Origin of the sequence: Paenibacillus sp. FSL R10-2748 (genome assembly GCF_038005565.1) — a bacterium.
GTDB lineage: Bacteria > Bacillota > Bacilli > Paenibacillales > Paenibacillaceae > Paenibacillus > Paenibacillus polymyxa_B.
Map to the genome: position 1 here is coordinate 90,004 of NZ_JBBOTK010000004.1, position 13,315 is coordinate 103,318.

Below are 13,315 nucleotides of genomic sequence, written 5' to 3' on the forward strand. Positions count from 1 at the left end.
GTGTACGTCTCCTGCTGGAGGGATGAGCTTGGGAAGGAACGGTATGCGCTTATGAATATTACGAAACGACAACGTGACATCGTGGAATATCTTCTGGAGCAGTCCAAAGAGGTTACAGCCGGGGAAATTGCCACGAAGATCAATGTCAGCACAAGGACGGTTCATCGGGAACTGGGCGCAGTCGAGCATTGGCTGGCTGCTCATGAGGTGAAGCTGGAGAAAAAGTCAGGGATTGGTATCTGTATAGATGCTGACCCAGCTCAGCTTGTATGCCTGCGAAGGCAATTGCTGCATACAAAGTCAGACGAATATTCGGCTGAGGAGAGAAAGATCGTGGTTCTCTGCATGCTGCTGGATACACAGGAGCCGATCAAGCTGCTGGCGCTGGCTTCAGACTTGAAAGTCACGGTAACTACGGTCAGTCATGATCTGGACGAATTACAAGGCTGGATTGGGGAACGGGGGCTCGTGCTTGTCCGCAGACGGGGGTACGGCGTCGAGATTACAGGACGGGAGACAGACAAAAGACGGGCGATTTCCGAGCTGGCTCTCGAATATTTGGATGAATCCGATCTGTTTTCAGCCCGGGAAGAACTTCGTTCTGTGACCCGTGTCGCCGACAAGTTGCTGGAGATGATTGGCAGAGATAACCTGCTGATTGTGGAAAAGGCCCTCTGGCAGCCCCATGAAAAATGGTTGGAAAACATGGTGGAAAGCAAATACATGGAGCTGCTGATTCAAATTTGCGTTTCGCTGGTACGTCTGCGACTCGGGTATGTTATAGATCCTCTTCTCTCGTATTTAAAAACAGATTCAGATGAAAATATCATGCTTCGCACAGCTATGGTGGAACGCATATGCACGGAGTTGTCAGAGGCGCTGGATATTGAATTTCCAGAGCCGGAACGATCTTATCTCAGGCTGCTATTTCGTGATGCCGAGGATCACTCTACCCGACTACTGCCGTTGGATGATCTCGTACTGTTGGAGTCGGTTCATGAGTTGATTCGTCGTGTGGAGGAAGAGACAGGCACGCCATTGGAAGAGGACCGTGTTCTGCGTGAAGGACTGATTGCCCATATGGCCCCGGTGTTCAAACGTTTGAAGGAAGGCAGGTCGATTCGTAACCCCCTCCTTCAGCAAATCCGCAAGGATTACAGCAGCTTATTCGACTCAGTGAAAAAGGCTGCGGCGGGCATGACAGAAATGAAAGTGCCAGATGAAGAGATCGGATTTCTCGTCATGCATTTTGGCGCTTCGCTGGAGCGGCTACGACAATTGCGGCGGGAGGTGCGGGCCATCGTAGTCTGCACGAGCGGCATTGGATCATCCAGACTTTTGGCAACAAGGCTCGCCAAAGAGCTCCCACAGATCAATATTGTGGATAGGGCTTCATGGTACGAGGCGGCGCGGATTCCCAAGGAGGATTATGATCTGATCATTTCGACAGTAGAGCTACCGCTTGAACCAGATCGGTATCTTAAGATCAGCCCGTTGCTGACGCAGGAGGAGAGTGATCGCCTGCGTCAATTCATCCAGCATATTACACTCAATCATTCCAATGACCATCAGCAGGAACAGGCTGTTCAGCCTGGTCAGAATATAGAGTGGCTTACCGGTCTGCGGAAAAGTCTTGAGGAAATTGTACACATTGTACAGCAATTTCAAGTGTATCCGCTGGAAAATCAGGGGATGGATATGGCGGCGACCGTAGAGGCTATATGCATGTTGGAGGCGGGGCGGGGGAATGTTACAGAGCCTTCTGCGGTTGCTGCACAGCTCATGGAAAGAGAGCGCCAAGGTAGTCAGGTGATCTCTGATACCTCCATTGCTTTAGTTCATACGCGCAGCCACTATATTCGCAAGCCTTCGCTTACCTTGTATAAGCTGGCAGAGCCGCTGTTGGCGGATACAGGCGAACAGGTAGAATGCGTGCTACTCATGTTGGGACCTCGTGAGCTGCCGAGAGAAAGCTTGGAGGTATTGAGCGAGATTAGTGCATTACTCTTGCAGGAAGACATGGTTACGCTACTGGAACACGGTAGCAGGGATCATATTGTCAATTATATATCGAGTGAACTAGCTGAATTTTTCCACAGTAAATTAGGGACAGGGAGGAACCTACCGTGAGTATTATGACGATAGACAAAGTAAAAATGAACGCAACCGCCAAAGACAAATATGAGGCGATTCGTATGGCTGGACAAATCCTGCTGGATGCAAGACATATTTCAAGTGAGTACATTGACAAGATGCTGGAACGCGAGGAGATCGTGTCCACCTATATCGGGAACGGGCTGGCTATTCCACATGGCACCAAGGAATCCAAGATACTTATTCAATCCACAGGCATCTCCATCGTTCAGTTTCCGCAAGGCATAGATTTTGGGGAAGAAAAAGCATACATGGTAATCGGCATTGCAGCACAAGGCGGCGATCATATGGAGATTTTGACGAGTATAGCTGTGGTGTGTGCGGAGGAAGAAAATATGGATAAACTTCGCAACGCGGTGACCCCACAGGAAATTATAGATCTGTTCGAAAGTGAGATGGAGCTATGAGAGCCGTCCACTTTGGAGCAGGAAATATCGGTCGCGGCTTTATCGGATTGATTCTGTCGCGTGCAGGCTATGAGGTTGTCTTTTCAGATGTCAACGACACCCTTGTATCCGAGTTACGTCGTCGTAAACAATACACCGTAGAGTTAGCCAATGATACAAAGGATACGGAGCTGGTCACGAATGTGACGGCGATTGACGGCAAGGATGCATCCGCTGTAGCGGATGCGGTAGACCATGCTGATCTGGTAACGACCGCGGTAGGGGTTAGCATCCTCAGGCATATTGCAGCAGGTATTGCCGAGGGAATAGCGAGGCGGGTGGAGCGAGGGGCAGGCCCGCTGCATGTGATTGCTTGCGAAAATGCAATCGGAGGCAGCGCCCAACTGAAAGAGCATGTTTTTGCGCTACTGGATGAGGCGACTCGTGCCAAGGCAGAGGCTTCGGTATATTTCCCCAATGCTGCTGTAGACCGGATTGTGCCGATCCAACACCACGAGGACCCGTTACATGTGCAGGTAGAGCCTTTTTACGAGTGGGTGGTGGATCGTTCACAAATGGCACCTGAGCATGAAGAAATCGAAGGCATCCTGTACGTGCAGGATCTAGAGCCTTACATTGAACGAAAGCTGTTCACGGTGAATACGGGGCATTGCGTGGCAGCCTATCTTGGTTATACCGCAGGTTATGCTACCATCCAGGAGGCCATGAAGGATAGCAAGGTGGTGGATTCGATACAAGGGTCACTGGAGGAGACAGGAGCAGTGCTTGTGAAGCGCTTCGGTTTGGATCAAGGGGAGCATAAGAAGTACATCTCTAAAATTTTGGATCGCTTCCGCAACCCTAATCTGACAGACGATGTTACTCGAGTCGGACGTTCACCGTTGCGCAAGCTGTCTCCCAATGATCGTCTTGTACGTCCCGCGCTCCAAGCGCAGGAGTATGGCATCCCGACGGATCATCTGGCGTTAGGAATGGCGGCTGCCTGTAAATTTGATATTACGGAGGACCCCGAGGCAGTCGAGCTTCAGCAGGTGATCCGCAGTGAAGGACTGGGTGTGGCGCTGACGCGTTATACTTCCATAACCGCAGATCACCCGTTACATCGGCAGATATTGGAGCAATATGATATTATAAATTCATAAAACAACGAATTATCAACATCTACTTTCGATAATCCTCTTGAAGATAAAGCATCCACATCAACACTAACGTGTTCTGTAGAGATGTGCTTCAAGAGGATTTTTATATGCGTGATTTACATCACATAACAACCTGCTTAAATTGTTTATATTGATAATGATTATCATTATCTATAAAATGAAATCATTACTATTATAAGTATTAGGGAGGATTATAGTGAAACCGATCTATATTACCTTAGGGTTTTTATTTTTGGCGCTTGGAGTTATTGGTGTAGTGCTACCGTTGCTACCGACTACACCGTTTCTGCTGCTAGCGACCTTTTTCTTTATGCGGGGATCCGAAAGGATTCACCAGTGGTTTTCGAATACCGCTCTGTACCAAAAGCATCTAGAGAGTTTTGTTCAAACAAGGTCGTTGAAGCTGTCTACGAAAATCACCACATTGGGCTTAGCGTCAGCGATGCTGATTACAGGCTTTATTTTCACCCCTAATGTGTGGGGCAAAGCGCTCATCGTCTTGGTCATCCTTTTTAAATATTATTACTTTATATTCCGAATCGGAACAGTGAGAAACGCTGCAGCAGAAATAACGCCTTCATCTTCACTTGCCCCTACTCCGAAAAAAAGGTCTAAAATGGTCGACAGCCGTCTGCTCGGTCTAGTGGAACATTCTCGGAAATATATCGTATTGGGTGTGCTTGTGCAGTGGATCGGTCTTTTGGGGAGTATAGCCGCTGTGTTGTCTATGGCCTTTGTTATGCAGCAGGCATGGGAAGGACAAGTGACTCGCAAGCTGATTCTATCTATGACGGTCATTGTTATTACTGCTATTGCAGTTCGCTGTCTGAGCAATTATGCAGCCAGTATGTTATCCTATCGTGCTTCGGTAAATGCTAAAAAAACGCTGCGCTCGCAAATTTACGGCAAGTTGCTCAAAATGGGACCCGCATATACAGATCATACCTCCACCTCGGGGGTTATACAGGTTGCTGTAGAAGGGGTAGAGCAGCTTGAAACCTATTTCGGTAGATACATGCCTCAGCTATTTTACAGTCTGCTTGCCCCCGTAACGTTATTCATCACCCTCTCTTTTGTCAGCTTCAAAGCAGCCATTATACTATTGATCTGCGTTCCCTTAATTCCAGTGTCGATCATTGTCATTATGAGGATGGCTAAAAAGCTTTTTCGGAAATATTGGGGCAGTTACGTCAATCTGGGCCACAGCTTTTTGGAGAATGTACAAGGTCTGACTACGCTCAAAATGTACGGAACAGACCAGGATAAACATCAGGAAATGAACACAGCAGCTGAGGATTTTAGGAAAATGACGATGAAAGTGCTGACTATGCAGCTTAACTCCGTGGCCATTATGGATCTTATCGCATTTGGTGGTGCCGCTGCGGGTGTACTGGTCGCGGTAAGCGAATATTCTTCAGGCCATATTGGCTTGGCAGGAGCAATCATCATTGTTTTGCTGTCGGCAGAATTTTTCATTCCTCTGCGTCTGCTGGGTTCTTACTTTCATATCGCCATGAACGGAATGGCAGCAAGCGACAAAATATTTCAAATGTTGAGTACTGAGGATCTTATACAAGGACAAGAAAGCATAGAAAACACAGATATTCGACTGGAACAGGTGAGTTTCGCCTACGACGAAAGAGATACCTTACGAAATATATCCATGGATATTCCCCAGGGCAGCTTTGTTTCAATTGTTGGGGAATCAGGCTCTGGTAAAAGTACGGTAGCCGGATTGATCGTTGGGCACCACGAGGGGTATCGAGGAAGTCTGACGATTGGAGGAAAAGAGCTTACCGATATTTCAGAAGGAAGCCGCATGCGTCACATGACCTGGATCGGTTTTAACAGCTATATTTTTAAAGGCACAGTGGAAGCAAATTTAAAAATGGGCAATGAGCACGCGGATGAGCAACAAATGCTGGAAGCTTTGCGACAAGTGAAGCTGTATGATTTTATCCTTTCAGAAGGAGGACTGGAAGCAGAACTGGAGGAGCAAGGGGCAAATCTGTCAGGAGGACAGCGCCAACGGCTAGCACTAGCCAGAGCATTGCTGCATGATAGTCGTGTGTACATTTTTGACGAGGCCACCTCTAACATTGACAGTGAAAGTGAGGAAGGCATTATGGAGGTTATACATGCGCTGGCAGGTCAAAAAACAGTGATTCTTATCTCTCACAGACTGGAAAACGTAGTTCAATCCGACTGTATCTATGTGCTGCAAAACGGTTTGGTGGCAGAATCGGGAACGCATCATGAGCTGTTGAGCCAGCAGGGACATTATGCGGAGATGTATCTCAGTCAACACCGGGTAGAGCAGTTTGTAAAAGGAGGGGCTGTATATGCGTAGACATGGATTACGGATCATGGGCCAATTATTGGTATTGGCGGGGCCTCTTTTACCTGTGCTACTCATCACGATTGTTACAGGAGTGCTTGGTTTTGTTTGTGCTATTGGCATTATAGTGTTTGGAGCCCTAGCTCTGCTTACAGCAACAGGCATCACGACAGGCTACACCATGTCGTTTTTGCTGACGGCGATCGTGGTTTGTGCCGTACTACGCGGCGTATTCCGTTATGGCGAGCAAATGAGTGGTCATTATCTCGCTTTCAAGCTGCTGGCTGTACTGCGTGATAAGGTACTTCAAGCCCTGCGCAGACTCGCTCCAGCCAAATTGGAAGGCAAGGACAAGGGGAATCTGATTTCACTCATTACGAGTGATATTGAGCTACTGGAAGTATTTTATGCGCATACGATAGCGCCTGTTATGATCGGCATCATCACTTCACTACTCATGGTGTTTTTTATCGGTTCTTATGAGCCTCTATTAGGCTGGCTTGCTGCGCTTGCTTACCTAACTGTCGGTTTATTTATTCCTTTACTCACGTCACGTATGGGCAAACGTCAGGGGATGGAATACCGAAGTAGCTTTGGCAAGCTGAGCAGTTATTTTTTGGACAGCTTACGGGGTATGAAGGAAATTGTGCAATATGGGCAAGGAGAACAACGTTTGAATGAGATTAACCGTCGTACGGATCAATTGGATGCCAAGCAGAAGGACTTGAAGCATCATGAAGGTATCACAAGAGCCATCACAGATGCGGCTGTAGTTGGATTCTCATTCTTGATGCTGCTGGCTGGATTGTACGGTATGTCTAATGGTCACGTTGACTTTACAGGTATGCTAATTTCTGTCATTGCCCTGTTTAGTTCATTTGGTCCTGTCGTCGCGCTGAGCAATTTGTCCAACAATTTGCTTCAAACGCTGGCGAGCGGGGAACGAGTATTGAGTCTATTGGAGGAAGCCCCGGAGGTAGAGGAAAATATCGAAGGGATAAGTGTTGCCTTTACTGGGGCACGAGTAGACAAGGTGACTTTTGCATACGATGGTCAAACGGTGCTGAATGATGTAAGTCTCACGATACCGCATAAGCGGATTTTAGGCATTCAGGGTAAAAGCGGCTCTGGCAAGTCTACGCTGCTAAAGTTGCTGATGCGATTTAGGGACCCGCAGCAAGGTGGAATTTTGCTATCCGGGCACGATTTGAAGGAAATTGGAACCCGACATTTGAGAGGCTTACAGAGCTATGTAGACCAGCATACGTTCCTGTTTGATGATTCAATTGCAGCTAATATCAAAATCGGAAAGCCTGATGCAACGCATGAGCAGGTTGTGGAAGCAGCACGTAAGGCATCAGTGCACGATTTTATTATGACCTTGCCTCAAGGGTATGACAGCCGAGTTGGAGAATTGGGGGACAGGCTGTCCGGTGGAGAACGCCAACGCTTGGGACTGGCGAGAGCCTTTGTCCATAATGCGCCTCTCTTACTGCTCGACGAGCCTACCAGCAATTTGGACAGCCTGAACGAGGCAATTATTTTAAAATCGTTAAAGGAACAGCAGCAAGATAAAACGGTTGTCCTTGTTTCGCACCGAAGTTCTACCATGCGGATTGCAGACGATATTTTTGAAATGGATAACCGTAGATTGTCCTGACTTTTCTAACGTGTTTTTTAACGTACTTATTTAGCGATAAGTGATGAAATCTAGGAAATTATTGTTATGCTTGAGGGCAAAAGCTGTAGCCTGTTCATGGTTTTGTCATAAAATGGAGTGTGCGTTGAAATGGAAGCGTCATCCTTATTTAAATCATCCAGCTTTTCAAGCTTGTCTTATTTTGATAGCCTATTAGGTGAAGATTTTACAAAATCCTGAGGTATATTGACAAGTCATAAACATCATAAATGATGGATGAACAGAGGCTGTATGCCGATGTACAGAAATGGGTGGTGAACAGGAATGTCAGATTTCAATCAGCTCAAAGAGCTTGAGCACACAACATATCCCATATATGAAGGCTATGATTTGGGTCTTACTTATAAGCCTGTGGGCAGCAAGTTCAAGGTATGGGCACCGACTGCGCAGCAGGTCCATATAGCGTTGTATAACGATGCGGGGGTGTACGATCAGGAGGGGAACGTTCAGGAGCACAGCGGTGGTCAGGAATTTCTCATGAGCCGTGATGATCAAGGTGTATGGTCTATAGAGCTGGAAGGGAACTGGAACAAATATTATTACATGTACAGGCTGGAGTGGGCGGACAACACCATTCATTATGCTGCCGATCCATATGCCACAGGGGTATCAGCCAACGGGCAGCGTACAGCGATCATTGATTTGGCTCAAACCAACCCGGACGGATGGGAATTGGATGCGGGGCCTCCACTTAAGCGGCCGACGGATGCCATTCTCTATGAGCTTCATGTACGTGATTTTTCGATGGATACCCATTTTAATACGGGGGAAAAAGACTTATCTGCTGCTCAGGGACGGTTTGAGGCCTTTACGTATACGGGATTGAAGGATACTGAGGGGAACAGCATCGGGCTGGATCATCTACTGGAGCTGGGCATTACACATGTTCATTTGCTTCCAGTAGCTGATTTTCATACGGTAAATGACTTTGCGGAATTAGATACTGAATATAACTGGGGCTATGATCCGCAGCATTATAATGTGCCGGAGGGGTCTTATTCTTCCAATCCGGCTGATCCGGAGACACGCATACGAGAGCTGAAACTGCTGGTACAGTCTTTGCATACTGCCGGCATCGGTGTCATTATGGACGTTGTGTATAACCATACTTATTCGGTGGAACAGGGGCCATTTGAGCCTGTTGTACCTGGATATTATTACCGTACAGATGAACAAGGGCAGCTCACCAATGGATCAGGTGTAGGTAATGAGGTAGCAACCGAACGTCCGATGGTGCGCAAGTATATCAAGGATTCACTACGCTATTGGGCAGAGGAATATCATATAGACGGCTTTCGATTTGATCTGATGGGTCTGATTGATACCCCAACCGTGGTGCAGCTTACGCAAGAACTTCGCTCTGAAGTGCGTTCGGATCTGCTTATCTATGGTGAGCCTTGGACGGGAGGAGAATCTCCGCAACCCTTGCTTACGCTAAAAGGAACGCAACGGGACAAAGGCTTTGCTGTTTTTAACGACAACTACCGTTCTGCTATTAAGGGGGATAGCGACGGTACTGGGAGCGGGTTTGCCACAGGGGCAGAACATCAGGAGGAACAGGTGCTTAAAGGTGCTTTTGGGGCTATTCATGATTTCACAGCTCAGCCATCGGAGACCGTCAATTATGTAACTGCCCACGATAATCTCAATCTGTGGGATAAAATTTTGACGGTAAGACATTTGCGGGAGCATTGTCGTTTTCCACAATGGGAGCAGGGGAAGCCACAGGATGGGAGGACACCTGAACAAGCTGTTGCCGAAGCAGACCCGTATTGGGAACTGGATGAAAATAACTTGCTAGAGAACGAAACCGTACGCAAGTCCCTGTTAGCTAACGGCATGGTACTCACATCTCAAGGTATTCCTTTTATTCATGCAGGGGATGAACTGCTGCGCTCCAAATGTGGAGACCATAATAGCTACCGAAGCTCAGATGTAGTCAATGCCATCCGTTGGGATAACAAGGCGAGGTTTCGCCCAGTGTTTGATTACTACCAAGGCTTAATTGCTTTGCGACGCAGCCACCCGGCATTCCGAATGGATCATCGTGAGCTGGTGGAGCAGCACATGGAAGTGCTGCAAAGCAGTGGGCATGTGGTGGCTTTTGCTTTGAGGCACCATGCTAACGGTGATGCCTGGAATCATATTGTGGTGATTTATAACGGCTCGGATGCAGAGCAGACGATAGCATTGCCTGCGGAATCGGATCGTTGGCATGTGGTCGTGGACGCACACGGGGCTGGTAATGAGACACGGTATGAAGTCGTAGGCCATCGTGTAACCGTATCACGCTGGTCGATGATGGTGTTATATGATCAGGAAGAACCTGCACGAGTCTCATTTGTGACTGAACAAGATCAGGCTAATCGTCAGGCGGAGAACGAATTGGAAGACTCGGATGAAGGGACAGATCAAGAAATTGCAGGTACAGCCATAGCGTTGACAGATGTCCAGCTTGGAAAAGATAGTGAAGTCGCTCCATTTCGCACGATTGAACTGATCTACGAGCGTGCAGATCGGCAATACACTGGCTGGAATGTATGGGTATGGGTATGGGGAACGGGGCACCGCGACGGACATGTCGAATTCCGTGATTTGGATGATGGTCGTGCAGTAGCGCGTATTCAGGTGGCTCCTGATATACAGCGAATCGGCTACATTGTCCGGCTTAATCACTGGGATGCCAAGGATGTGGAGGCAGATCGATATATTGATATAGACCCGAACCAGTCTGTGATGCACGTATTGATTCATAGTGGCAGAGAAGAATATTTGCTACTGGTAAATGATAATCGGGCCGGATAGACTTGTATGCTTGGTCGCTATATACACGCAAGTAGCATTTTTCGATCATTTCGAGAAATGCTATTTTTTTATGCAAACGTGTGTCAGTTTCAGAAAAAAGGGGTAAAATAGAATTATGGACTTGTTTAGTTTTGCCAGCTTGCTGGCTTATATCCTGTAGTACGACTGGTAAACAGGCAAGATTCTTGGAGGAAAATCATTTGTAAGGTAACCTGAAGGAGGTTGTATATCATGAGTTCTAATGGAGGAAGTATTCAACTGACCGCCCAGCCGAGAACAGAGAAGAAGGGTTCGGCTATTCGTGAATTGAGGTTAAAAGGACGGATTCCAGCTGTGGTTTACGGCTCTGAGCTTGAAGGAACCCCTGTACATGTCGATGCCAAGGAATTTAATAAAGTAGTCAGAACCGGACGTTCAGAGGTGTTCAACCTCACTGTAGAGGGTGGAGAAACCATTCCAGTTATTATTAAAGATTATCAACAGCGTGACAACCAATGGTTGCATGCGGATTTTCTGAAAATTTCCAAAAATAAACCGCTTCGCGTGCGTGTTTCTATTGATTATCAGGGTACACCTGTAGGTACAAAAACAGGCGGTATTCTGCAAGTTCAGGAAACGGAAGTAGAAGTCGAAGGTCTTCCGGCTGATTTACCATCTACCATTGAGGTGGATGTATCCGCACTGGATGTTGGCGACAAGCTGAGCGCTAGCGACTTGAAACTCCCTAAAGGAGTAACACTGCACGTCCCTGAAGAAGAACTGCTTGCTTCTATTATCGTTCCGCGTGCAGTTGAAGTGGAAAATGCTGCTGTGGAAGGTGATGCAGCGGCAACCGAAGGCGCTAAAGAGGCTTCCGAAAACAAGGAATCCTAATGTTGTCAGTTGGTATATGAACCTTTTCCAATTGCGAAGTCATCAAAAATGAATTCAAAATCGCTCCCTGTCTGGGGGCGATTTTTTGCATTCATTCATTTATTTACGATTACATACTCTTTCCCTTTAAAATTGTTCTGTTGTAATTTGGAAATTAAAGGGAATGTGGAGTGTTTGTACGATTTTCATTCACTACGTGTTCTGATATGACGATATATAAAGTATGGCATTTACATTTTTATTTTATAAATACCTAATATATATCTAAGGAGCGCGTACACAATCATGGACAGAACGAGTGAATTGTTGTGGCAAAGAAACAAATTGGTGATCATTATTTTTTGGATTATGGCCTTGAGCGGCATCGTCCCGGCATTATCTAATCCCTCGATGTGGGTATCTAATGGTGTAGGATTTGTCGTCGCGGCAGTTTTAACGATTCTGAATATGAAAAAGAAAGGAATCCGCCTTATTCCGTGGATTACTACGTTTTTTAGCGTATTAATGTGTATATTTTTGAACTTATCTAGCGTCGAGGTAGTGACCACCATATTAATTTGCTCTTTGTTTTTGCTGTATCCGTCTTACCGATATTTTCTGGTAGCTATGACCTTAAATCTCTGTAATATTTTTGTGCAAATAACAATCGGTACGCCCGCAATCCCCCCGGCTACCGGTTCTTTGCGCTATGTGCATGAGTTTATTATTGTTTTACTCATTGGTTTGCTACTGTTAGTGGTATCAGTGTTAAATCAAAAGCAGTTTAAGAAAAGTGAAGAGCAAAATAAAGATATCGATGCTACAAGGCAACGAATTGAATTTCTGTTTGAGCAAGTTAAACAAGCAGTGGCTGGATTGCATAACTTTACAGAACGATTCAGGAATCAAGTGGATGCTACGGGCAGCGTGACGCATGAAGTCGCTATCGGGTTTCAGGAGGTTGCCAAAGGGGTAGAAATGCAAGCTTCGAATATCACCGAGGTTACGGATAACTTGGCCCAATCTGACCGGCACGTGCGAGAGGTAGCTGATCATTCCCGAGAACTGAAGCAGCTTTCCGAAGATACGAAAAATGCCGGGGATAGAGGGAGCAGTCAACTGCTGGCATTAACGTCTCAAATCAAGGATTTGGGTCAGGTCATGAGTCGTACCAAAGAAGAACTGGATGAGTTTAAAGTACAAAGTGATAGCATGTCTGCCATGCTTAAAGATATTACTCAAATCTCAAAACAAACTAATTTGCTGTCCTTGAATGCATCCATTGAGGCCGCCAGAGCGGGAGAACATGGAAAAGGATTTGCCATCGTGGCTGGAGAAGTGCGTAATTTGGCTGAAATGGTAGGGAACACCTCGGTGGCGATGGAAGGTATCTTGACTCAACTGAGAACTCAGATGGATTCTGTCGTAAGTCAATTTGACATGGGACAGCAAAGGCTACAGCAAAGTATGGAATCGGCACATTCGACCGAAATTGTACTGGAGGATATCCTGCAAAATGCCAATAAAGTGCTGCAGCAGGCCGTAGATGTGGAAAACAGTACGAATAGCATGCAGCAATACTCATCTCAGGTTGTTCAAGAAATGACGGAATTTTCAAGTGTAACGGAACAAGCGAGTGCAGCGTCAGAACAAATTTTGGCTGGAGTAGAGGAGCAACGAAATATAACCTCCAATATGGTGACCGGGTTTAGTGAGCTGGAGGCGTTGATTATCCAATTAAAAGAACTGGTACATGATCAGAAGGAGGACAACATTCCTACCGAAATCAGCAAAAGCAAATAACCGAAATGCTTCATTTTCGGACTAGAGATCCGGGGATTATCGCTATCTAGCGGTACTCTCCGGTTTTTTACTGTGTTTGAAGAAGGGAAATGAAGAG

At 46.6% G+C, this 13,315-nt stretch carries 8 protein-coding genes; all 8 read left to right on the forward strand.

Annotated features, from left to right (window positions below):
• Window positions 1–51 precede the first annotated feature (51 nt).
• The 8 genes from NSS66_RS13495 to NSS66_RS13530 all read left to right on the forward strand — a co-directional run bounded on the left by NSS66_RS13495 (window position 52) and on the right by NSS66_RS13530 (window position 13,218).
• Complete coding sequence (locus tag NSS66_RS13495) at window positions 52–2,130, forward strand: BglG family transcription antiterminator (RefSeq protein ID WP_340959113.1); 2,079 nt, start codon at window positions 52–54, stop codon at window positions 2,128–2,130.
• The gene (locus tag NSS66_RS13500; protein WP_340959114.1) at window positions 2,127–2,561 is read left to right on the forward strand and encodes a PTS sugar transporter subunit IIA; all 435 of its coding nucleotides are present in this window, start codon (window positions 2,127–2,129) and stop codon (window positions 2,559–2,561) included. Before NSS66_RS13495 ends, NSS66_RS13500 begins: the two co-directional genes overlap by 4 nt.
• A complete protein-coding gene (locus NSS66_RS13505; protein ID WP_076265314.1) occupies window positions 2,558–3,703 on the forward strand; it encodes a mannitol-1-phosphate 5-dehydrogenase in 1,146 nt (381 codons plus the stop codon). The genes NSS66_RS13500 and NSS66_RS13505 overlap by 4 nt, the downstream gene beginning before the upstream one ends.
• Before the next feature lie 214 nt (window positions 3,704–3,917).
• Complete coding sequence (locus NSS66_RS13510; RefSeq protein WP_209943334.1) at window positions 3,918–6,071, forward strand: DUF454 family protein; 2,154 nt, start codon at window positions 3,918–3,920, stop codon at window positions 6,069–6,071.
• Window positions 6,064–7,719: an amino acid ABC transporter ATP-binding/permease protein gene (locus NSS66_RS13515; RefSeq protein ID WP_076157624.1), complete on the forward strand. Its 1,656-nt coding sequence runs from the start codon at window positions 6,064–6,066 to the stop codon at window positions 7,717–7,719. Before NSS66_RS13510 ends, NSS66_RS13515 begins: the two co-directional genes overlap by 8 nt.
• Before the next feature lie 303 nt (window positions 7,720–8,022).
• The gene (gene pulA, locus NSS66_RS13520; RefSeq protein ID WP_340959116.1) at window positions 8,023–10,563 is read left to right on the forward strand and encodes a type I pullulanase; all 2,541 of its coding nucleotides are present in this window, start codon (window positions 8,023–8,025) and stop codon (window positions 10,561–10,563) included.
• Between the two features lie 231 nt (window positions 10,564–10,794).
• Window positions 10,795–11,436, forward strand: a complete 642-nt coding sequence (locus NSS66_RS13525; RefSeq protein ID WP_340959117.1) for a 50S ribosomal protein L25 — start codon at window positions 10,795–10,797, stop codon at window positions 11,434–11,436.
• Between the two features lie 285 nt (window positions 11,437–11,721).
• The gene (locus tag NSS66_RS13530) at window positions 11,722–13,218 is read left to right on the forward strand and encodes a methyl-accepting chemotaxis protein (protein WP_340959118.1); all 1,497 of its coding nucleotides are present in this window, start codon (window positions 11,722–11,724) and stop codon (window positions 13,216–13,218) included.
• Window positions 13,219–13,315: the final 97 nt, after the last annotated feature.

What these genes read in the sequence shown, in the direction of transcription:
- NSS66_RS13530 (WP_340959118.1), top strand. Translation starts at nt 11,722, where the DNA reads ATGGACAGAACGAGTGAATTGTTGTGGCAAAGAAACAAATTGGTGATC.
- NSS66_RS13515 (WP_076157624.1), top strand. Translation starts at nt 6,064, where the DNA reads ATGCGTAGACATGGATTACGGATCATGGGCCAATTATTGGTATTGGCG.
- NSS66_RS13495 (WP_340959113.1), top strand. Translation starts at nt 52, where the DNA reads ATGAATATTACGAAACGACAACGTGACATCGTGGAATATCTTCTGGAG.
- NSS66_RS13525 (WP_340959117.1), top strand. Translation starts at nt 10,795, where the DNA reads ATGAGTTCTAATGGAGGAAGTATTCAACTGACCGCCCAGCCGAGAACA.
- pulA (WP_340959116.1), top strand. Translation starts at nt 8,023, where the DNA reads ATGTCAGATTTCAATCAGCTCAAAGAGCTTGAGCACACAACATATCCC.
- NSS66_RS13505 (WP_076265314.1), top strand. Translation starts at nt 2,558, where the DNA reads ATGAGAGCCGTCCACTTTGGAGCAGGAAATATCGGTCGCGGCTTTATC.